Source organism: Saezia sanguinis, assembly GCF_003991585.1.
In the GTDB taxonomy this organism is placed as follows: Bacteria; Pseudomonadota; Gammaproteobacteria; order Burkholderiales; family Burkholderiaceae_C; genus Saezia; species Saezia sanguinis.
Map to the genome: position 1 here is coordinate 86,908 of NZ_PQSP01000009.1, position 19,585 is coordinate 106,492.

The following is a 19,585-nucleotide window of genomic DNA, read 5'->3' on the forward strand; positions in this document are numbered from 1 at the left end:
TTAGCCGCCAGGGGTTCGCAGAGGGGCCGGGATGAATACGCTGCCAAACGGGGGCTGATAATATAGCGCTGCGGGCGCTGAAAAACAAGCAGGGGACAGGTTCTGCTTGAGGCTGGAGTGCAGAATTGCCACAGCAATTGACAGGCGCGTGGATTCATTTATCATCTGGCCTGTGTTGAGCATTGACATCCTGAGCAGTAACGGGGAACGCATATGGTCACTATTCCACAGCATGGGCCAAAGCAGGCGCTTTTTGACATGAATACATTTGCCGGTGATATCGCCCAGTTTTTCCAGGTAGACCGGTGGCGTATTCGGGTTGAGGAATGCTGCGGGGAGAACGCGGCTGATATTGAACTGTGTTCGCAGGATGGCTGGTTGCTGAGCAATGAGGATTTCTGGGCGCTATACCGCGGCATACACCAGACCATTGATGGCCGGTTTATCGCATATCAGCAGGGTGTTCAGCAGTGCCGCCTGGACGCGGTGGATTCATCGTTCTGGGAAATCCGCGCCACACCTGAATTTGAGCAGCATATGCAATCCAGGTATGGCACTTATCCGGCAGAATAAAGCAGGATAAGGGTTATGCGCGGGCGGGGGCAAATGATCAGCGCCGCGCTTTCAGGTGCACGCCATCGAGCACCGGGGCCGGGGTAGGCGGATCGGTATTGTCCTGCACCGGCGCAAAGCGGTTGCTATCGCCAGCGTTCCATTGCTGAATCGCCTGTTCAATTTCGTCTTGCGTTCTGGCGACAAAATTCCACCACATTATGATGTCTTCTTCAAACGGCTTGCCGCCAATCAGCAGCGCCTGCGCCGCGCCGTGGGTCTGAACGCGGATGTCGGTTTGCCCCGGTTCCAGATAGTACAGAAAACCGGGGGCGACGGTTTCACCATTGACAAGCACCTCGCCTTCGAGTGCGGCCACGGCGTGTTCAAAAGCGCTGTTCAGAGGCAGCGTCAGCTCGGCCTGGGCCTGGGTTTTCAGGTTCAGCCCGAGCAGCGGGCTGTAGACCTTGACGGGCGATGTTTTGCCAAGCATGTTGCCGACCAGCACGGTCAGCTCAAAACCGTTTTGGGTGATGACGGGCAGTTCCGGGTAATTCTGAAATGCCGGCGGGCTGTTGCGCTGCGCATCGGGCAGTGCAATCCACAACTGCGCCAGGTGCATGCTGCCGCCGGCATGGACTGAATCTTCCGAGTGGGCAATGCCTTTGCCGGCGGTCATCAGATTGACCTGCCCGGGGCGTATCACCTGCGAGTTGCCCAGGCTGTCACGGTGCAGTATTTCGCCCTTGATCATCCAGGTAAAGGTTTGCAGCCCGATGTGCGGGTGCGGAAAAACGTATGAGCCCTGGTCGGCGGCAAAGTCTACCGGCCCGGCATGGTCCAGAAAACACCAGGCACCGACCATGCGCTTGTTGCGGGTGGGCAGCAAGCGGGTAATCGAGATGCCGCCGACTTCTGCCGGCCGGCCTTCAATGTTGTGTGGGAGTTGGTTATCTGAATTGGCAGATGAATTCATTGCACAGCCCTTGTTGCAGTTGTTTGATGGCATGTTACTCCAGAAGCAAACGCTTGGCTGCCATGGTGGCATTTGCCGCAGGGCAGCCGGCAAATGCGTTAATGCCGGCTTTTGATGAAGGGCGGCCTGGCAAACCAGATGGTGATAATGAGCGCCAGAAACAGGTAGCCCAGCAGGGTGAAGTAGTCGATCGTGGACATCATGTACGCCTGCTGCGTGAGCACCCGGTCAAGTTGGGCATACGCTGCCGGGGAAGGTCCGCCCAACTGGTTCAGGTAGTCCAGGGTGGCAGGCGTTTGCAGGTTGATGTGTTCTCCGAGTTGCGCATGGTGAAACACCGCGCGCCTGCCCCAGATCCAGGTGGACAGCGAGGCTGAGAAACTGCTGCCCAGCGTGCGGATAAAAGTGGCAAGCCCCGAGGCCTCGGCGATTTTGTGCGGCGGAATTTCTGACAGCAGTATGGTGGTGAGTGGCATAAAGAAGACGGCAGTGCCTATGCCCATGAAAAACTGTACCTGGGCAATGTGGGCGTAGTTGACGTCGGTGTTAAAGCCCGCGCGCATGAAGGAGGCCGCACCCATGATGGCAAACGACAGCGTGACCAGCAGGCGCATGTCAATACTGGGCGCAAAGCGGCCCACCAGCGGTGTGAGCAAAAACGGCATGATGCCCATGGGTGCTACCGCCAGCCCGGCCCAGATCGGCGTGTAGTGCATTTGCGTTTGCAGCCATTGCGGCATGATGAGGTTGATGGCAAAAAATGCGGCAAACCCCAGCGTCAGCGTGACGGTGCCTACCGCGAAATTGCGGTAGCGCAACAGGCGCAGGTCGACAATCGGGTGCTCGCTGGTCAGCGTCCAGATGACAAACGCCACTATCATGATGGCCGAAAGAATGCTGCTGACGACAATGAAGCTGGAGGCAAACCAGTCCAGGTCGTTGCCTTTGTCGAGCACCACTTGCAGCAGGCCTACGCCTAAAGTCAGAAAGCCCAGCCCGACAAAGTCAACCGGCGCTTTCTCGCGTATTTCGGGACGCTTGGAAAGCTGCTGGTAAACAACGAATGCGGCAAACAGGCCAATGGGAATGTTGATGAAGAAGATCCATGGCCAGGAGTAGTTGTCGGTGAGCCAGCCGCCGCTGATGGGCCCGGCAATCGGCGCCACGGTGGTGACCATGGCCAGCAGGGCGAGTGCCATGCCGCGTTTTTCACGCGGAAAGATGGACAGCAGCAGCGTCTGCGCGATCGGGAACATGGGGGCGGCAACAAACCCCTGCAGGGCGCGAAAAATGACCAGTTCGGTAATGGACTGCGCCACGCCGCATAAAAACGAGGTGATGACAAACAGGATGACGGAGATGACAAACAGCCGCACTTCGCCAACGCGGCGCGCCAGCCAGCCGGTCAGCGGCAGGCCGATGGCGTTGCACACGGCAAACGAGGTGATGACCCAGGTGCTCTGGTCGGAGCTCACACCCAGGTTGCCGGCAATGGTGGGCAGCGCCACGTTGGCAATGGTGCTGTCGAGCACCTGCATGAAGGTGGCCAGCGACAGGCCGATGGCCGCCAGAATCAGATGCGTGGGGCGGAACTCTGAGGCATTCATGGTGCAGGTGTTGCTGGTGCTTCCGGTTTGGCCGAGTTTTCTCGGATGATGCGCTCAATCAGCGCGTGGGCTTCGATCATCTCATGGTCAAATACCTGTGTGCTCAGGCGCGGCTGTGCAACCGGCTGTTGTGGCAGCAGCGTGCCGTCCTGCACCCGCAGGCCAACCGTGACGGTGGAGGACAGGCCGATGCGCAGCGGATGTGTGTCCAGGTTGTCGGGTTGCAGCCGGATGCGTACCGGCAGGCGCTGCACAATTTTAATCCAGTTGCCGGTGGCGTTTTGTGCGGGCAGCAGTGAAAACGCGCTGCCGGTGCCGATGCCCAGGCTTTCAATGGTGCCGCGGTAATGCACCTTGCTGCCGTAAAGGTCGGTGGTGATGTCTACCGGCTGGCCGATGCGCATGTCGCGCATCTGGTTTTCTTTGAAGTTGGCGTCAATCCACACCTGGTCCAGCGGCACCACCGTGAGCAGTGTTTCACCACTGCTGACGTGGCTGCCCACCTGCGCCGAGCGTTTGGCCACGTAGCCGCTGACCGGCGCGCGCACTTCGGTGCGGCTGTGGTCCAGATAGGCTTGCAGCACCTGGGCGCTGGCCGCGCTGATTTCGGGGTGGGTGGCCAGTTCGGTGTCATTGACCAGTGCCCAACTGGTTTGCTGGGCGTGCCGGGCTGCGTCCAGTGCGCTTTGGGCGCTGTTGAGCGTATCGCGCGCGTGAGCGAGTTCTTCAGAGGCAATGGCGCCGCTGTTGGCCAGTTGCTGGCGGCGGTTGTAGTCGGCCCGGGCGCGCTCGTAAGCAACCTGGCTGGTTCTGACCTGTGCCTGTGCGTTGTCTGCATTGCTGTACAGCCCGCGCACCTGGCGCACGGTTTGCGCTAGCATGGCCTGTGCGTTTTGCAGCATGACGCTGGTGTCGCTGGGGTCGAGCTGTATCAGGATCTGGCCGGCCTCAACGTAGTCGCCATCGTCAGCCGTGATGCTGATGATGGTGCCTGCCACACGCGGGGTGATGGGCACGATGTTGCCGTTGACGTAGGCGTCGTCGGTTTCTTCATAAAACCGGCCGACCACCATATAGTGTGCCAGCCAGGCCGCAACGCCCAGTACGACCACCAGGGCCAGCAGCGCCAGGTACAGGCGGCGCTTTTTTTTCATCCGGTTCACCGGGGTTTCTGCCGGCTGGGCAGGCGGGGTTGCCGGTTGCGGTGCAGTTTCAGTGGTTTCGTTGCTCATGTGTGCATCCTGCTCAAAAATGGGGGCGGTGTGTTATGCGTGTGTTGTGCGTGCGTTAGGCATCCGGCAGCATGTGGCCGTGGCGCAGAATTTTGACAAGCAGATGCATGAACTGGGTCAGTTCTTTCTCGCTCAGGCAGTCGGTCAACTGGTTGAGTGTGTCTGCGGCAATCTGCGGGATGCGTCTGGCAACCGCCTTTCCCTGTGCTGACAGGCGGATGTCAATCTGCCTGCGGTCTGTCGTGCTGCGTTCACGCAGAATCAGTCCTTTTTTTTCCAAACGGTCCAGCATGCGGGTGATGGCTGCGCTATCCACCTGCAGTGTTTGCCACAAGTCGCTGGGTTTCATGGTTTTGACCCGCGAGAGCAGCAGCAATACCTTGAACTGCGCGACGGTAATGTCCTGCATGTCAGGGTGACTGCCCAGCAGTTTGTCCTTGTACAGGTTGAGCAGGTGGATGTATTGCCCGAGGGAGCGCTCAAGCCTGAAGTTGTTGCGGTCAAAATGTGACATGACAGTATCTGACTGGTCAAATAAATAGCCGAATTCTAATTGAATTTGCGGTTTTGTGACGGTGCTGCTGCAAGTGCCATCAACCGGTGTTGGGTCGGCACTGGATCTGGCATTCAGCATAGCCATTGCGGAATGGCATTGGAGCGGCTGCTGATAAATATGCTTTGCAGTAAAAGGGGCTGGAAAATGGTTTAGCGAGGAAATGCTGGCAGTTTGGCGTCTTTTTAACGCCTGATTTGTGCTTGATTGTTGTATGCCGGATTTGATTTATATCAAATGAGGTAAAAAGAATACATCATATGGATTTCGTGAAATATTGAACATACGAAATGTAAGTTCAAATACATCCAAACTAAAAAAGAGACGCGGTTTAAAAAACAGGATCAGGGGTTGGTGATAAATGATTCTTATTCGCTAAAAACATGACCCCTTTGACACTGGTGTTGATGGCATTTTCTGAATAGAATGGATTCAAACGATATTGCCAATTCGCATGTCAGTGCACCTGATAAAAAACGCTAGGAGCCCGCGATGACTCAACCCATTTGGCATGTATGCAGTCTGGTTGTTCAATATGTACCCGAACAACTTGCAGCCGTTACTGAACGCATTTCAGAGATTCCTGAAGCTGAAGTGTTTGCGACCAATGAAGAGGGTTGCAAGCTGGTGGTTCTGATGGAGTCTGATGACGCCGATCTCCTGTATCAAAAAATGCAGTCAATACAAGAGGATATTCCTGGAGTACTGGCTGTGTCTCTGGTCTACCATCAACAAGATGAAGAAGCTGAGGTTACCCCATGAAACGCCGTGAATTTATGAAAGCAAATGCCGCTGCCGCTGCGGCTACCGTTGCTGGTGTTACGATACCCATCAAAGTCCTGGCTCAAAGTGATGCGGATAAAAGCATTACCTGGAGTAAGGCGCCATGCCGTTACTGCGGCGTGGGTTGCGGCGTTCTGGTGGGGGTGCAAAACGGGCGTGTGGTCGCTTCGCAGGGCGACCCGGAAGCGCCGGTCAACAAGGGGCTGAACTGTATCAAGGGCTATTTCCTGCCCAAGATCATGTACGGGCAGGACCGCGTCAAGCAGCCGCTGTTGCGCATGACCAATGGCCAGTACGATAAAAATGGTGAGTTCACCCCGGTATCGTGGGATAAGGCTTTCACCATCATGAGCGAGAAATACAAGGCTGCGCTCAAGAACGGGCCTAACGCGGCGGGTATTTTCATGTCGGGGCAGTCCACTGTGTGGGAAGGCTATGCGGCAGCCAAGCTGTTCAAGGCGGGTTTGCGTTCCAACAACATTGACCCCAATGCGCGGCATTGTATGGCTTCGGCGGTGGTCAGCTTCATGCGTTCGTTCGGCATGGATGAACCCATGGGGTGTTATGACGACTTCGAGCTGGCTGACGCGTTTGTGCTGTGGGGTTCCAACATGGCCGAGGCGCACCCGATCCTGTGGTCGCGTCTGACCGACAGGCGCCTGTCCAACCCGAATGTGAAAGTGGTGGTGCTCTCCACCTTCCTGAACCGCAGTTGCGATCTGGCTGATATCAAGATGGTATTCACTCCGCAAACGGAGATGAAGATTCTGAACTACATCGCCAATTACCTGATTCAGAACAATGCGGTGAATAAAGAGTTCATGGATAACTTCGTGAATATCCGCAAAGGTGCAACCGATATTGGCTATGGCCTGCGTCCGAACCATCCGTTGGAACAAAAGGCGGCCAACGCCAACAGCGGTGCCTCGGAACCGATGACGTTTGAGGAGTACAAGCAGTTCCTCTCTGAATACACGCTGGAAAAGGTGTCCAAGGAGTCCGGTGTGCCGGCCGAGCAGATCACGGCACTGGCCAAACTGTATGCCGACCCGAATGTGAAGGTGATGTCGCTGTGGTGTATGGGTGTGAACCAGCACGTACGCGGTGTGTGGACCAACCACCTGATCTACAACCTGCACCTGATGACCGGCAAGATTTCGCTGCCGGGCAATGGCCCGTTCTCGCTGACCGGGCAACCCTCTGCCTGTGGTACAGCGCGTGAGGTGGGCACGTTTGCGCACCGCCTGCCGGCCGACCTGGTGGTGGCGAACCCCGAACATCGGAAGTTTTCTGAAAAAATCTGGAAGCTGCCTGACGGCGCCATTCAGCCTGAACAGGGGCTGCATGCGGTGGCGCAGGACAGGGCGCTGCGCGATGGTAAGCTGAATGCGTACTGGACGCAGACCACCAACAACATGCAGGCCGGTCCCAACATTTACGAAGACCGCATGAAAGGCTGGCGCGACCCGCGTAACTTTATTGTGGTGTCTGACCCGTACCCGACGGTCAGCGCGCTGTCTGCCGACTTGATTCTGCCTACCAGCATGTGGGTGGAAAAAGAGGGCGCCTATGGTAACGCCGAGCGGCGTTGCCAGTTCTGGCGCCAGGCGATCAAAGGGCCGGGTGAATCCAGGTCTGACTTGTGGCAGTTGGTGGAGTTTTCCAAATACTTCAAGACGGACGAGGTCTGGCCGGCCGAGTTGCTGGCCAAGAATCCTGAATTCCGCGGCAAGACGCTCTACCAGGTGCTGTTTGCCAACGGTCAGGTCGATAAATACCCGCTGAGCGATATTCCGGCCGGACTGCTTAACGACGAGTCGAAAGACTTTGGTTATTACATCCAGAAAGGGCTGTTCGAGGAATATGCCACCTTCGGGCGTGGACACGGGCATGACCTGGCTGACTTTGAGCTTTACCACAAGGCACGCGGTCTGCGCTGGCCGGTGGTGGACAGCAAGGAAACGCTGTGGCGTTACAGCGAGGGCTATGACCCGTATGTGAAACCGGGGCAGAAGTTCAACTTCTACGGCAACAAAGACGGTAAGGCAGTCATTTTTGCCCTGCCTTATGAACCACCGGCTGAAATGCCCGATAAAGAGTATGACCTGTGGTTCTGTACCGGCCGTGTGATTGAGCACTGGCATACCGGCACCATGACGCGCCGTGTGCCTGAGCTGCACCGTGCATTCCCGCAGGCGGTGCTGTTCATGAACCCGGTTGATGCGCAGAAACGCCAGTTGCGGCGCGGTGACAAGGTCAAGATCATTTCGCGGCGCGGTGAGATTACCTCGCTGGTGGAAACGCGTGGGCGCAACAAGATGCCTGAAGGCGTGGTGTTTATCCCGTTCTTTGATGCATCGCAGTTGGCCAATGCGATTACGCTGGATGCAACCGACCCGTTGTCGAAAGAGACGGATTTCAAGAAGTGTGCGGTGCGGGTCGAAAAGGCCTGATACAGCAGTTGAGAGTGAATGACTGATGGCAACCAAACCAGAATCACTGTCCAGACGACGCTTACTGCGTGACGCGATTTGCGGCGCAGGCGGCGTGGTCGGGCTCGCGGTTCTGTTTGGTATACCGGCCAGGCAGGCGCAGGCGCATAATGAAATCCGCCTGCTGCCGCCCGGAGCTATCGACGACTTTGTAGCGGCCTGTGTGCGCTGTGGGCAGTGCGTGCAGGCCTGCCCTTACGATACGCTCAAATTGGCAACCCAGTCCACGCCGAATAATGCAGTGGGGGCGCCGTACTTCATTGCCAGAGATATTCCGTGCGAAATGTGCGAAGACATTCCTTGTGTGGTGGAATGCCCGAGCGGCGCGCTGGACCCGAAGCTGACCGATATCAGAGACTCGCGCATGGGGCTGGCGGTGCTGCTGGACCAGGAAAACTGCCTGGCGTGGCAGGGCCTGCGTTGTGAAGTGTGTTACAACATCTGCCCGGTGCTGGGGGACGCGATCTCGCTGGAGCCGCAGCACGATCAAAGAACCGGTGAGCATGCCAAGTGGATTCCGGTGGTGCACAGCGAGCACTGCACCGGCTGCGGCAAGTGTGAGAAAGCCTGTGTGCTGGACGAAGCGGCCATCAAGGTACTGCCGCTGTCGGTTGCCAGAGGGGAGCTGGGATACCATTACCGCTTTGGCTGGCAGGAGCGCGAAAGGGCCGGACAGCCGCTGGTGCCTTCCAGCGTGCCGATGGATATCCGCCGGCCGGAAGGGGGAGGGCAATAAATGGCCAATGCACCTCAACATGCCGGTCGCGAAGCGCAAGAAAAATTTGGCTGGTTTTACAGCCACCGCTTCCTGCTGCTGCGGCGGTTAAGCCAGTTGTTTATTCTGATGCTGTTTTTGAGCGGGCCGATCTGGGGCCTGTGGATTCTCAAGGGCAACTACAGCAGCAGCCTGTTCCTGGATACGATACCGATTACCGACCCTCTGGTCATGCTGCAAAGCCTGGTGACAGGGTACTGGCCTGAATTTACGGTGTTGCTGGGTGCCATCATTGTGCTGGTGTTTTATTCGGTGGTGGCCAGCCGGGTGTTTTGCAGTTGGGTCTGTCCGTTCAACCCGGTTGCGGACCTGGCGGCCTGGCTGCGGCGTAAGCTCAATATCCGCACCCATATCACTATTTCGAGAAAACTGCGTTACTTCATACTGATTGCTGTGCTGGCAGGCAGTGCTGTCAGCGGTGTGCTGGTATGGGAGTGGCTCAACCCGGTTGCCACGCTGGGCCGGGGGATTATTTCTTCAGCCGGGCAGGCTGCCAATTTTGACTCTGTCTGGCGCCTGCTGGTATTCGGCTTTGGTGCCGGATTGTGGGTGCTGTTAACCATATTCCTGCTGGATCTGCTGGTGCTCAAACATGGCTGGTGCGGGCATCTGTGCCCGATCGGGGCGCTGTACAGCGCACTGGGCAGCAAGAGCGTTATTCATGTCGCAGCAGACAAACGCGATGCATGCAATAAGTGCATGGATTGTGTGAACATCTGCCCGGAGGCACACGTGCTGACTAAACCTGTGTTCGGAAAACAGGACAGCCCGCTGGTTCTCAGCAGCGAATGTACCCGTTGTGGACGATGCATTGATGTTTGTTCGCAAAAGGTGTTTTCTATCCAAACGAAATTTTATCAGCCAGGGGATCAAAAATGATTGCCACCTTTAAGATAATAAAAAGAGCCGTCAGCGGTTTGTGCCTGCTCGGATTATTTGTGCTGCCTGTCATGGCCCAGCAGCAAGGAGATAACCAGGATGTGGATCTGGATCAGTCCCCGGAATACAGCAGGACGATTGATCCGTTCAAAGATCCACCCCGCCAGCAGGACCGTTTTCCGCTGAACTATGTGAACCAGCCGCCGCTGATTCCGCACAGCGTTGACGGTTATCAGGTGACAGCCAATACCAACCGCTGTCTGACCTGCCATGGCCTCAAAGGCTACCGTGCGGCAGGGGCCACGCGGTTGAGCGCCACGCACTTTGTCACCAGTGGTGGCATGACCACGGACCAGATTGCACCGAACCGTTACTTCTGCTTGTCTTGCCATGTGCCGCAGACAACGGCAGTGCCGATTGTTCCCAATGAATTCCAGCGTTCAACGGGCTTTGAATGATATTTCGTGTGACATCGCTTAAAGGTGAACAAGATGGACAATGAAAAAGAAAAGCCCCAGACGGACAAGAAGCCGGGCCTGATCCGTCGGTTTTTCCGATGGTGGTGCAGGCCAAGCCGGATGGCGCTCGGAACATTGCTGGTGGCAGGTATCGTCATTGCGCTGGTTGGTGTGTTGGGCTTTAACATGACGATGAGCTACATCAGCTCAGAGAAGTTCTGTATCAGTTGTCATGAAATGCGTGACCATGCTTATACAGAGTACATGCAAAGCTCGCACTATACCAATGCATCCGGGTTTAAAGCCACATGTTCTGACTGCCATGTGCCCAAGCCTTTTATTCCGATGATGATCAGCAAGTTTGAAGGGCTGCGTGATATTTATGGCTCAATGACCGGGCTGATTGATACGCCGGAAAAATATGAACAGCATCGCCTGGCGATGGCGCAGCGTGTGTGGGACCGGATGAAGGGTAACGACTCGCGTGAGTGCCGTAACTGCCATAGCTTTGAGTATATGGACCTGGCGCAGCAGAAAACCGCTTCGGCACAATTCCATACTTATGAAATTGACCAGCAGCAAACGTGTATTGACTGCCACAAGGGCATCGTGCACCAGTTGCCGAATATGGAAGGCATTGATACCGGGTTTTGATGGCACAAGTGTTGCAAATATTCCATTGGTTTATTTGCGACACTTGGTTCCCCAGGCGGATTGATATAAATCAAACTACTTTGTTAAAAACCGTGTGCAAATTCAAAACAGGTAATTTAAATGGAGGTTTATCCGAGTTTTATACGATGCCATTGATTATCCATGTCAAGAAGATGGATAGAATGGTTCCAAAGCAGTGCTAAGGAATGATAAACGTAAGAACTGCTGACGCGATGAGAGACTGATACGGATACGGCGTCAATCTGTTTTTATGCGACTCTTGGGTGCTGCACATTCAGGGGATTAGCCATGAAGCGATTTCTAAGCCGTTTACCTGATAAGTTGATCGTGCCTTTGTTTGTCGTTCTGGGTATTTTGGCCGGGCTGGGGGGTTATACCCTGTATATGTCTCGTGCGCATACATACCTGTCTGACGATCCTGCTGCATGTGTCAACTGCCATGTTATGGCGCCTTACTACCAGTCTTGGAGCCGCAGCTCGCACGCAGTATGGACAAACTGCAATGACTGCCACTCTCCCAACAACAACGTCATTTCCAAATATACCTTCAAAGCCGCAGATGGTCTGTACCATGCCGCTATCTATACCTTTGGTGCAGAACCGCAGGTGATACGGCCACGGGCGGGGAGTTATTCGGTCATCATGGACAACTGCGTAAGGTGCCATACGCAGCTCAATACCGAGTTTGTTAAAACCGGCACCATCAGCTACTCTGATGTGGAACATGGGCAGGGTAAAGCATGCTGGGACTGCCACCGGCAGGTACCGCATACCAATATCAGCAATCTGGCATCTGCGCCTAATGCCATTACCCCCTTGCCTGCGTCTCCCGTGCCTGATTGGCTGAAAGAGGCGATGAAATAACCACCTTTAACTACCGGGAAGAGCTATCATGAAACTCACCGCATCCATCAAAGAAAGACCGGTCATAGGCTGGGTCATCTTTTTCGTCATCATGCTCGCGGTATTCCTGCTGGGAATGCTGGCAGCGTCAATCACCGAGCGGCGCGCAGAAACCACTGCATCCGTTTTCAACAACCGCAAGGTTGAAATCACCGGCATCGAGCCGCGCAACAGAATCTGGGGACAGAACTTCCCACGCGAGTTTGAAACGTGGAAGCGAACTGCCAACATGGACTTCAGAAGCAAGCACATGGGCAACATGCCTGAAGATGTGCTCTCCTCGCGTCCGAACATGGTGGTACTGTGGGCCGGGTATGCTTTTGCGAAAGACTATTCTGCACCGCGCGGCCACATGTATGCGCTGGAAGACCAGTACGTCAGTATGCGTACCGGAACACCGCGTAACCCGGAAGACGGGCCGCAGCCCGGCACCTGCTGGGCCTGTAAGAGCCCGGACGTACCACGCCTGATGGAAGAGATGGGCATCGCCAATTTCTATTCAGCCAAGTGGGGCGCACTTGGGGCTGAAGTGGTGAACCCGATTGGTTGCGGTGACTGTCACGATCCGGTGACGATGAGCCTGACGATTACACGTCCGGCGCTGGTGGAAGCATTCCAGCGTCAGGGGCGCGATATCACGCAGGCAACCAATCAGGAAATGCGTTCTCTGGTCTGTGCGCAGTGCCACGTGGAATATTATTTCCAGGGTGACGGCAAGTACCTGACCTTCCCGTGGGACGGTGGTATGACTGTGGAAGCGATGGAAGCCTACTATGATGCGGCGAAGTACTCTGACTGGACACACTCCATCAGCAAGGCGCCCATGCTCAAGGCACAGCACCCAGACTATGAACTGTTCCTGCTTGGACCGCATGGACAGCGCGGGCTGGCCTGTGCCGACTGCCACCTGCCTTACGTCAGTGAAGGCGGCGTCAAGTACTCCAACCACCAGATCATGAGCCCGCTGAACAACATCAGTGGCACCTGCGGCACCTGTCACCGCGACAGCGAAGCTAACCTGCGCATGTATGTGGAACAGAACCAGGACAAGGTACTGGAAATCCGCGACCGGCTTGAACCCGAACTGGTGCGCGCACACATCATGGCCAAAGCGGCCTGGGATGCGGGTGCTACCGCTGAGGAAATGGCTCCTGCGCTGCAGTTGATCCGTGAAGCAGGATGGCGTTGGGACTATGGTGTGGCTTCTCATGGTGCATCGTTCCATGCACCGGTGGAAACACAGCGTATCCTGGCCCACGGGCTTGATAGAGCGCTGCAGGCCCAGATTGCCTTGCAGCAGGTACTGTTTGCCCACGGTGTCACCGATGTGCCGATGCCTGACCTGTCCACCCGGGCAGCAGCCTCTGCTTACATCGGCTTTGATATCGAAAAAGAACGGGCTGCAAACGAAGAGTGGCTGAAAACTGTGATACCGCAATGGCTTGAAACGGCCAAACAGAATGGCCGCTTATAAGCTAGAATGGTTCGACATCTGAGTTGTACCTGTTTGTCATCGGGCAAACAGGTACTTTTTTATTTCATCACGCATGACAGAACGACGACGAAAAACACTGTGGCAGTTTCCCTGGCTGTATCGGGAAAGCATGATTTTCATTGCCGGCCTGATCCTGGTAGGGTATGCGCTCCAGTTCAGCGTGGGGCCGTTCAATTTCCTGCTGCTGCGCTATCCGGTCAACATGATTGTTGCTGCCGTTTTGGTGTTGCTGCTGACCGGTGGGTTTTTCCTTCGCAGTAATCCTTTCATTGTCTGGCTTTCCGGCGTACCTTTTGCGGTGACGCTGCTGGGGGCTTTTTTGCTGCTGGGCCTGATCATGGGGCTGACCCCGCAGGATGCATTGCTGCCTGTGCAGCCCGACGCGCAGCAAGCCCCGCCGCCGGTGTGGCATGCCCTTGGCTGGGCGCGCATGACGGCCTCCTGGCCTTTTGTATTCATTTACTTTTTGCTGCTGCTGTCTTTGGGACTGCTGGTGGCGCGGCGGCTGGCGCATCCGCAAATTGCACAGTGGGCTTTTTACTGCAACCATGTCGGCTTGTGGTTTGTGCTGCTGGTGGCCGGGCTGGGTTATGCGGACATTGGCCGTTATGTGATGCTGGTGCGCAAAGGCGAAATGCAGTGGAGCGGTAAAAACCACGCGCAGGAGTCGTTTGAACTGCCCTTGGCCATTCGGCTGAATGATTTTACGATTGATTTTTTCCCGCCCAAACTGGTGGTGATTGACCGTGTGACCGCCACGCCGCAGCCGCCGTTGCGTCCGGTTTTTTATCAGATTAATCCGGATGCCCCTGATGGCCGCCTGCCCGGCTGGACTGTGCATGTGGAAACTTATCTGGAAAAGGCCGCACGCAACAGCAGCAATACGTACAGCGCATGGCCGATGGAAGGCGCCGTACCGGCTGCTCTGGTAACCGCACGCAATTCAGACAATACGCAGCAGCGCACCGGCTGGGTCAGTTCGGGCAACATGTCACAGTTTTATATGCGGCTGCCATTGGATGAAAACTACAGCCTGGCAATGGCACAGCCTGAGCCCAAGCGTTTTGCGTCGGACATCACGGTTTATACCCAGGACGGCCAGACCGTTGATGCGGTGCTGGAGGTGAATAAACCGCTGGAGATCGGGCACTGGACGATTTATCAGTACAGCTACGATACGCGTGCCGGTACCATGTCTGCCTACAGCAGCATTGAGCTGGTGTATGACCCGTGGCTTTATTATGTGTATGCCGGGTTTGCGGTACTGGCGCTGGGATGCGCCGGGCTGATCTGGACGGGCAGAAAGAAGGCGGAGGGAGGCATATGACCTGGTCGTGGTTTCCTCCCTTGGCGCTGGCAGCCATTTGCTGCTGGCTGCTGGCAGGCGTGCTGGCCTATCTGCACAAACGGCGTATTGCGCTGGTGCTGCAACTGGCCGGCATATTGATTCTGGTGGTGTTTATTGCCGGCTTGTGGCATACCCTGCAACGCCCGCCGTTGCGCACCATGGGCGAAACACGGCTGTGGTATGCGTTTTTCCTCTCGATTGCGGGGCTGCTGGTGTACTGGCACTGGAAGTACCGCTGGCTGTTGCTTTTTGCCGGCATGATGGCAGCCGTGTTCATGGTGATCAATATTGTGCGGCCGGAGATTCATTCGATTACGCTGGTGCCGGCGCTGCAAAGCCCGTGGTTCATACCGCACGTGACGGTGTACATCTTCTCGTATGCCATGCTGGGGGTGGCCACCATTGCCGGTGTGATGCAACTGGTGCGGCTGAAAAAGAACAATCCCGATCCCAAGCTCGATGTGCTGATTGACAACATTACCTGCATTGGTTTTGGTTTTCTGATGCTGGGTGTTATTTCCGGCGCGCTGTGGGCCAAAATGGCCTGGGGGCATTACTGGTCGTGGGACCCGAAAGAAACCTGGGCTTTTATCACGGCAACGGTGTATTTGGGGTTTATCCATTTGCGCTTGCATGGCGGCTATACCCGACAGGCGTTATGGTTGCTGCCGGTGGCGCTGGTGCTGCTGATGATGGCGTGGATTGGTGTGAATTATTTGCCTTCTGCGCAGGGCAGTATCCATGTATACTCTTAAGAAATGAATAATGAATGTCAGAGCTAATGATCACCTGTGTTTTGTAGTAGCGATATGGCATGAGACAACCGCCCTGTTTGTGATGGCATCTGCTGCTGCAGTGGCAGGAAAGCGTGTGTTAAATGCCTGCTGATTTATAAATTTGTATGTCAAATTCCACTTCATCTTTTCCCCTACCTTACCGGCTGTATAAAACGTGTTCCATGTTGTGGCCATGGTTAATGGTGATTGCGGTGTTTTTGTTGTTGCTGGGCTGGGCCTGGGGGCTGGGTTTTGCACCGGCAGATGCCAAGCAAAGAGACGGGTTTCGCATCATTTATTTTCATGTGCCGGCGGCCATGTGGTCGATGGGGATTTATGCGCTGATGGCGGTTTGCGCCTTTGTCGCGCTGGTGTGGCAAAACAAACCCAGTGAACTGCTGATGATGTCGATGGCACCGATTGGCGCCACGTTCACGTTCATTGCATTGGGCACGGGCTCCATCTGGGGCAAGGTCATGTGGAACACCTGGTGGGAGTGGGATGCGCGCATGACTTCCGAGCTGATTTTGCTGTTTTTATACCTGGGCGCCATTGGCCTTTACCACACGTTTGACAATCATCAGCATGCCGGGCGCATCGTTGCGATACTATTACTGGTAGGGGTAATCAATCTGCCGATCATTCATTTTTCGGTGGAGTGGTGGCAGTCGCTGCACCAGGCGTCAACGCAGTTCCATAACACCATCAACAGCGCCATGCGCGTGCCGCTGCGAATTGCCATCTTTGGTTACATGATGCTGTTCATGGCACTGACGCTGGTACGCTTTAGAACGATGCTGCTGCAAAACAGCATACGGCGTAACTGGCAGATTGAACAGTTGTTGTTGAAAGGAGGCACCCAATGACTCCGGCGTTTTCTTCCTGGCAGGCATTTTTTTCGATGAACGGTTATGCCGCTTCGGTGTGGCCGGCCGTGTTGCTGGTGGTTGTCGCCATGCTGGTTTTGAGCGGTTTTATTTTTTACCAGCACCGGCAGACTGAAAAAAATGTGCTGCGACAACTGAAATCAACCCAACAGACACAGGCTGAGTATCAAGAATGAAAAGTGGCGTAGGACAACGACTGGTTTTGGTGGTTTTGCTGCTCGTGGGGGTTGGCCTGACCGCCGGGTTGCTGCTGTACGCGCTGCGCGGCAATATAGATTTGTTTTACACCCCGAGCCAGGTGGTGTTCGGACGCCAGGGTGTGATACCCGAGGTGGGCCAGCGCCTGCAACTGGGCGGCATGGTGTTGCCGGGCTCGGTCGAGCGCAACCCGGATTCACTGGCGGTTGAATTTGTGGTTTACGATAAGGATGCACAGATTCATGTCAGCTATGAAGGCATTCTGCCCGATCTGTTTGAAGAAGGGCAGAGCGTGGTTGCTAAAGGGGTGCTGGGTGAAAACTACAGGTTTGAGGCTGATACCATCCTGGCCAAGCACGACGAGAATTACACGCTGCCCGAAGTGACAGAGGCGATGCAGGAAAACCATTCCGGTCCGGCATCGTCATATCAGTCCAACACGCAATCCAATACGCAGTCCAACGTACAGCCCAATACGGCACAACAGGGTGGTGCACTATGATTCCTGAACTGGGCAGTTTTGCATTGGCGCTGGCATGTGGTTTTGCCATGTTGCTGATGGTATTGCCCATTGTTGGCATACAGAGACACCGTGCGGCTTTGCTGCAAACCGCGCGTCCGTTGGCATATGCGCTGTTTGCCGTGATTCTGGTGGCGGCGCTGTGCCTGGTTTATGGGCTGGTGACCAATGATTTTTCGGTGCGCTATATTGCGCAGAATTCCAACAGCACGCTGCCGGTGTATTACCGCATTGCGGCGGCCTGGGGCGCGCATGAAGGGTCGCTGCTGCTGTGGAGTTTTCTGCTGGCGTGCTGGACGCTGGCGGTAGCGCTGTCGCGCCGCAAGATTGACGAGCAGGCCACCTCATGCGTGCTGGCGGTGATGGGGTTTGTCAATGCCGGGTTTCTGCTGTTCATTGTTTTTACGTCGAACCCGTTTGCGCGTACTTTTCCGCTGTATCCGATTGAAGGGCAGGACCTGAACCCGCTGTTGCAGGATATTGGCCTGATTTTTCACCCGCCGCTGCTGTATATGGGTTACGTCGGGTTTTCGGTGGCGTTTGCATTTGCCATTGCGGCGCTGATTCGCGGGCGTTTTGACCAGCAGTGGATGCGCTGGGCGCGCCCCTGGGTGCTGGTGGCGTGGGTGTTTTTAACGCTGGGCATTCTGCTGGGGTCGGTCTGGGCTTATCTGGAACTGGGCTGGGGCGGCTGGTGGTTTTGGGACCCGGTGGAAAACGCTTCGCTGATGCCCTGGCTTACCGGGACGGCGCTGGTGCATTCGATGGCGGTAGCGGAAAAGCGCGGCAACTTCAAAATCTGGACGCTGCTGCTGGCGATTACCACGTTTTCGCTGTGCCTGATTGGCACTTTTCTGGTGCGTTCGGGCATTCTGGTTTCGGTGCATGCGTTTTCAAGCGACCCGAGCCGCGGCATGTTTATTCTGGCTTACCTTGTTGTGGTGATTGGCGGCTCGTTCCTGCTGTTTGCCATGCGGGGGTACAGGATCAGGAACCAGAAGCAGGGGATTGCGCTTTTTTCTAAAGACAGTTTCATCATTGCCGGTAACGTGCTGCTGCTGGCGGCCACGCTGGTGGTGCTGCTGGGTACGCTGCTGCCGTTGTTTCACAAACAGCTCGGGCTGGGCAGCATCTCCATCGGTGCGCCGTTCTTTAACAGCATGTTCAACTGGCTGGTGATTCCGTTTGCGCTGCTGCTGGGGCTGGCGCCGGTGGTCAAGTGGCAGCAGGACCGGCCCGGCTACCATGGGCGTGCGCTGCTGGCGGGGTTTATCCTGTCGCTGCTGGCAGCGTTGGCGCTTTCGCTGGTCGGGCACGAGGTGTTTTTCTGGGGGCACTTCATCGGCATGTTCCTGATGAGCTGGATCACGCTGTTTACCCTCTACGGCCTGGTGCACCGGTTGCGTGCTTCGCAGGGAGGCTGGGGAGGCCGGCTGCGGGCGATCAATGCCGGCTACTGGGGCATGCTGCTTGCACACCTGGGCATGGCGATGCTGATTTTTGGCATCAGCTTCAGCCACCATTACCAGGTGGAGCGCAATGTGCGCATGAATGTGGGCGACAGTATTGAAATCAGTGGTTACCAGTTTGTTTTTAAAGAGTTGCTGCCGCTCAAAGGCCCGAACTACCGTGGTACGATTGGTGTGTTCAATGTGATGCAAGGCGGACATTTGTCAACGGTGCTGCTGGCCGAAAAACGGATTTATGAAAGCACCAGAATGTCGATGACCGAGGCCGCAGTCGATACCACGCTCACGCGCGACCTGTATGTGGCGCTGGGAGAGCCTTTAAGTGAAACGGCCTGGTCGGCGCGCCTGTATTACAAACCATTCGCCTGCTGGATCTGGCTGGGCGGCTTGTGCATGGGCATAGGCGGGTTGCTGGCTGTGTTTGACCGCCGTTACCGTATGACTGCAGGTGCTGCAACATGAAAAAACATTACCTTTATATTCCGCTGCTTGTTTTCCTGGCCATTGTGGCGGTGTTTTTAGTGCAGTTATTTAAAAACAGCCAGGGCGACAAGCCTACGGACCTGGAGTCTGCGCTGATCGGCAAGCCTTTGCCCGAGTTTCAGATGCTTGCACTTGATGAAGGGCAGACGTATACGCGGGACGACCTTTTGAACGGCAAGCCGTTTTTACTGAACATCTGGGCCACCTGGTGCGCCACCTGTTATCAGGAGCACCAGTATCTGAATACGCTGGCGCAGCAGGGCATACGGATTGTCGGGGTGAACTATAAGGACGACCGGGCCAAAGCGGTTATGTGGCTGAGCCGGCTGAAAAATCCTTATACGATGAATATTTATGATGAAAGCGGCAGCATCGGGCTGGACCTGGGTGTATATGGTGCGCCGGAAACTTTCCTGGTGGATGGCAACGGGATCATTCGCTACCGGCTCGCAGGCGAGCTGAACGATCAGGTCTGGATCAATGTGCTTGCCCCCTTGTGGCAAAAGTACGGGGGAGTGAACTGA

General features: G+C 55.8%; 20 protein-coding genes. 16 read left to right on the forward strand and 4 right to left on the reverse strand.

The features are described from left to right. The first annotated feature begins 258 nt into the window (after positions 1-258). Positions 259-573: a hypothetical protein gene (locus CUZ56_RS12845; protein WP_126980805.1), complete on the forward strand. Its 315-nt coding sequence runs from the start codon at positions 259-261 to the stop codon at positions 571-573. 37 nt (positions 574-610) lie between these two features. Here CUZ56_RS12845 and CUZ56_RS12850 read toward each other — a convergent pair whose 3' ends face one another. The 4 genes from CUZ56_RS12850 to CUZ56_RS12865 form a co-directional block, all read right to left on the reverse strand. Continuing rightward, positions 611-1,528: a pirin family protein gene (locus CUZ56_RS12850; RefSeq protein ID WP_204250903.1), complete on the reverse strand. Its 918-nt coding sequence runs from the start codon at positions 1,526-1,528 to the stop codon at positions 611-613. A gap of 98 nt (positions 1,529-1,626) precedes the next feature. Continuing rightward, on the reverse strand, positions 1,627-3,135 hold the full coding sequence (locus CUZ56_RS12855; protein ID WP_126980807.1) for a DHA2 family efflux MFS transporter permease subunit: 1,509 nt from the start codon (positions 3,133-3,135) through the stop codon (positions 1,627-1,629). Continuing rightward, positions 3,132-4,367, reverse strand: coding sequence for an HlyD family efflux transporter periplasmic adaptor subunit (locus CUZ56_RS12860; RefSeq protein ID WP_126980808.1), 1,236 nt, complete (start codon positions 4,365-4,367; stop codon positions 3,132-3,134). Before CUZ56_RS12860 ends, CUZ56_RS12855 begins: the two co-directional genes overlap by 4 nt. 55 nt (positions 4,368-4,422) lie before the next feature. After that, the gene (locus CUZ56_RS12865) at positions 4,423-5,007 is read right to left on the reverse strand and encodes a MarR family winged helix-turn-helix transcriptional regulator (RefSeq protein ID WP_204250904.1); all 585 of its coding nucleotides are present in this window, start codon (positions 5,005-5,007) and stop codon (positions 4,423-4,425) included. Positions 5,008-5,412: 405 nt separating this feature from the next. Here CUZ56_RS12865 and CUZ56_RS12870 point away from each other — a divergent pair, with 405 nt between their 5' ends. The 15 genes from CUZ56_RS12870 (at position 5,413) to CUZ56_RS12940 (ending at position 19,585) form a co-directional block, all read left to right on the forward strand. Then, positions 5,413-5,682, forward strand: a complete 270-nt coding sequence (locus tag CUZ56_RS12870; RefSeq protein WP_126980809.1) for a chaperone NapD — start codon at positions 5,413-5,415, stop codon at positions 5,680-5,682. Beyond that, the gene (napA, locus tag CUZ56_RS12875; protein ID WP_126980810.1) at positions 5,679-8,156 is read left to right on the forward strand and encodes a nitrate reductase catalytic subunit NapA; all 2,478 of its coding nucleotides are present in this window, start codon (positions 5,679-5,681) and stop codon (positions 8,154-8,156) included. Before CUZ56_RS12870 ends, napA begins: the two co-directional genes overlap by 4 nt. A gap of 25 nt (positions 8,157-8,181) precedes the next feature. After that, entirely contained in the window at positions 8,182-8,931 is a 750-nt protein-coding gene (napG, locus tag CUZ56_RS12880) for a ferredoxin-type protein NapG (protein WP_126980811.1), read from the forward strand. Next, positions 8,932-9,849 (forward strand): quinol dehydrogenase ferredoxin subunit NapH, encoded by a 918-nt coding sequence (napH, locus tag CUZ56_RS12885; RefSeq protein ID WP_126980812.1) that lies wholly within the window; start codon positions 8,932-8,934, stop codon positions 9,847-9,849. After that, positions 9,846-10,307: a nitrate reductase cytochrome c-type subunit gene (locus CUZ56_RS12890; protein ID WP_126980813.1), complete on the forward strand. Its 462-nt coding sequence runs from the start codon at positions 9,846-9,848 to the stop codon at positions 10,305-10,307. The genes napH and CUZ56_RS12890 overlap by 4 nt, the downstream gene beginning before the upstream one ends. Positions 10,308-10,340: 33 nt before the next feature. Continuing rightward, positions 10,341-10,961 carry a NapC/NirT family cytochrome c gene (locus CUZ56_RS12895; protein ID WP_126980814.1) on the forward strand — a complete coding sequence of 207 codons (621 nt, stop codon included), beginning with the start codon at positions 10,341-10,343 and terminating at the stop codon, positions 10,959-10,961. Between the two features lie 309 nt (positions 10,962-11,270). Further along, positions 11,271-11,846, forward strand: a complete 576-nt coding sequence (gene nrfH, locus CUZ56_RS12900) for a cytochrome c nitrite reductase small subunit (protein WP_126980815.1) — start codon at positions 11,271-11,273, stop codon at positions 11,844-11,846. Positions 11,847-11,874: 28 nt separating this feature from the next. After that, positions 11,875-13,359: an ammonia-forming cytochrome c nitrite reductase gene (nrfA, locus tag CUZ56_RS12905; RefSeq protein WP_126980816.1), complete on the forward strand. Its 1,485-nt coding sequence runs from the start codon at positions 11,875-11,877 to the stop codon at positions 13,357-13,359. 73 nt (positions 13,360-13,432) lie between these two features. Next, entirely contained in the window at positions 13,433-14,707 is a 1,275-nt protein-coding gene (locus tag CUZ56_RS12910; RefSeq protein WP_204250905.1) for a cytochrome c biogenesis protein ResB, read from the forward strand. Then, entirely contained in the window at positions 14,704-15,483 is a 780-nt protein-coding gene (locus tag CUZ56_RS12915; RefSeq protein WP_126980817.1) for a cytochrome c biogenesis protein, read from the forward strand. Before CUZ56_RS12910 ends, CUZ56_RS12915 begins: the two co-directional genes overlap by 4 nt. A gap of 146 nt (positions 15,484-15,629) precedes the next feature. Then, positions 15,630-16,370: a heme ABC transporter permease CcmC gene (ccmC, locus tag CUZ56_RS12920; RefSeq protein ID WP_126980818.1), complete on the forward strand. Its 741-nt coding sequence runs from the start codon at positions 15,630-15,632 to the stop codon at positions 16,368-16,370. After that, positions 16,367-16,567: a heme exporter protein CcmD gene (ccmD, locus tag CUZ56_RS12925; RefSeq protein ID WP_126980819.1), complete on the forward strand. Its 201-nt coding sequence runs from the start codon at positions 16,367-16,369 to the stop codon at positions 16,565-16,567. Before ccmC ends, ccmD begins: the two co-directional genes overlap by 4 nt. After that, complete coding sequence (gene ccmE / locus CUZ56_RS12930) at positions 16,564-17,091, forward strand: cytochrome c maturation protein CcmE (protein WP_126980820.1); 528 nt, start codon at positions 16,564-16,566, stop codon at positions 17,089-17,091. The genes ccmD and ccmE overlap by 4 nt, the downstream gene beginning before the upstream one ends. After that, on the forward strand, positions 17,088-19,040 hold the full coding sequence (locus tag CUZ56_RS12935) for a heme lyase CcmF/NrfE family subunit (protein ID WP_126980821.1): 1,953 nt from the start codon (positions 17,088-17,090) through the stop codon (positions 19,038-19,040). The genes ccmE and CUZ56_RS12935 overlap by 4 nt, the downstream gene beginning before the upstream one ends. Further along, positions 19,037-19,585 carry a DsbE family thiol:disulfide interchange protein gene (locus CUZ56_RS12940; protein ID WP_126980822.1) on the forward strand — a complete coding sequence of 183 codons (549 nt, stop codon included), beginning with the start codon at positions 19,037-19,039 and terminating at the stop codon, positions 19,583-19,585. Before CUZ56_RS12935 ends, CUZ56_RS12940 begins: the two co-directional genes overlap by 4 nt.

Coding starts and splice junctions, on each gene's coding strand:
- CUZ56_RS12845 (WP_126980805.1), top strand. CDS start 259: ATGAATACATTTGCCGGTGATATCGCCCAGTTTTTCCAGGTAGACCGG.
- CUZ56_RS12850 (WP_204250903.1), bottom strand. CDS start 1,528: ATGAATTCATCTGCCAATTCAGATAACCAACTCCCACACAACATTGAA.
- CUZ56_RS12855 (WP_126980807.1), bottom strand. CDS start 3,135: ATGAATGCCTCAGAGTTCCGCCCCACGCATCTGATTCTGGCGGCCATC.
- CUZ56_RS12860 (WP_126980808.1), bottom strand. CDS start 4,367: ATGAGCAACGAAACCACTGAAACTGCACCGCAACCGGCAACCCCGCCT.
- CUZ56_RS12865 (WP_204250904.1), bottom strand. CDS start 5,007: ATGGCTATGCTGAATGCCAGATCCAGTGCCGACCCAACACCGGTTGAT.
- CUZ56_RS12870 (WP_126980809.1), top strand. CDS start 5,413: ATGACTCAACCCATTTGGCATGTATGCAGTCTGGTTGTTCAATATGTA.
- napA (WP_126980810.1), top strand. CDS start 5,679: ATGAAACGCCGTGAATTTATGAAAGCAAATGCCGCTGCCGCTGCGGCT.
- napG (WP_126980811.1), top strand. CDS start 8,182: ATGGCAACCAAACCAGAATCACTGTCCAGACGACGCTTACTGCGTGAC.
- napH (WP_126980812.1), top strand. CDS start 8,932: ATGGCCAATGCACCTCAACATGCCGGTCGCGAAGCGCAAGAAAAATTT.
- CUZ56_RS12890 (WP_126980813.1), top strand. CDS start 9,846: ATGATTGCCACCTTTAAGATAATAAAAAGAGCCGTCAGCGGTTTGTGC.
- CUZ56_RS12895 (WP_126980814.1), top strand. CDS start 10,341: ATGGACAATGAAAAAGAAAAGCCCCAGACGGACAAGAAGCCGGGCCTG.
- nrfH (WP_126980815.1), top strand. CDS start 11,271: ATGAAGCGATTTCTAAGCCGTTTACCTGATAAGTTGATCGTGCCTTTG.
- nrfA (WP_126980816.1), top strand. CDS start 11,875: ATGAAACTCACCGCATCCATCAAAGAAAGACCGGTCATAGGCTGGGTC.
- CUZ56_RS12910 (WP_204250905.1), top strand. CDS start 13,433: ATGACAGAACGACGACGAAAAACACTGTGGCAGTTTCCCTGGCTGTAT.
- CUZ56_RS12915 (WP_126980817.1), top strand. CDS start 14,704: ATGACCTGGTCGTGGTTTCCTCCCTTGGCGCTGGCAGCCATTTGCTGC.
- ccmC (WP_126980818.1), top strand. CDS start 15,630: ATGTCAAATTCCACTTCATCTTTTCCCCTACCTTACCGGCTGTATAAA.
- ccmD (WP_126980819.1), top strand. CDS start 16,367: ATGACTCCGGCGTTTTCTTCCTGGCAGGCATTTTTTTCGATGAACGGT.
- ccmE (WP_126980820.1), top strand. CDS start 16,564: ATGAAAAGTGGCGTAGGACAACGACTGGTTTTGGTGGTTTTGCTGCTC.
- CUZ56_RS12935 (WP_126980821.1), top strand. CDS start 17,088: ATGATTCCTGAACTGGGCAGTTTTGCATTGGCGCTGGCATGTGGTTTT.
- CUZ56_RS12940 (WP_126980822.1), top strand. CDS start 19,037: ATGAAAAAACATTACCTTTATATTCCGCTGCTTGTTTTCCTGGCCATT.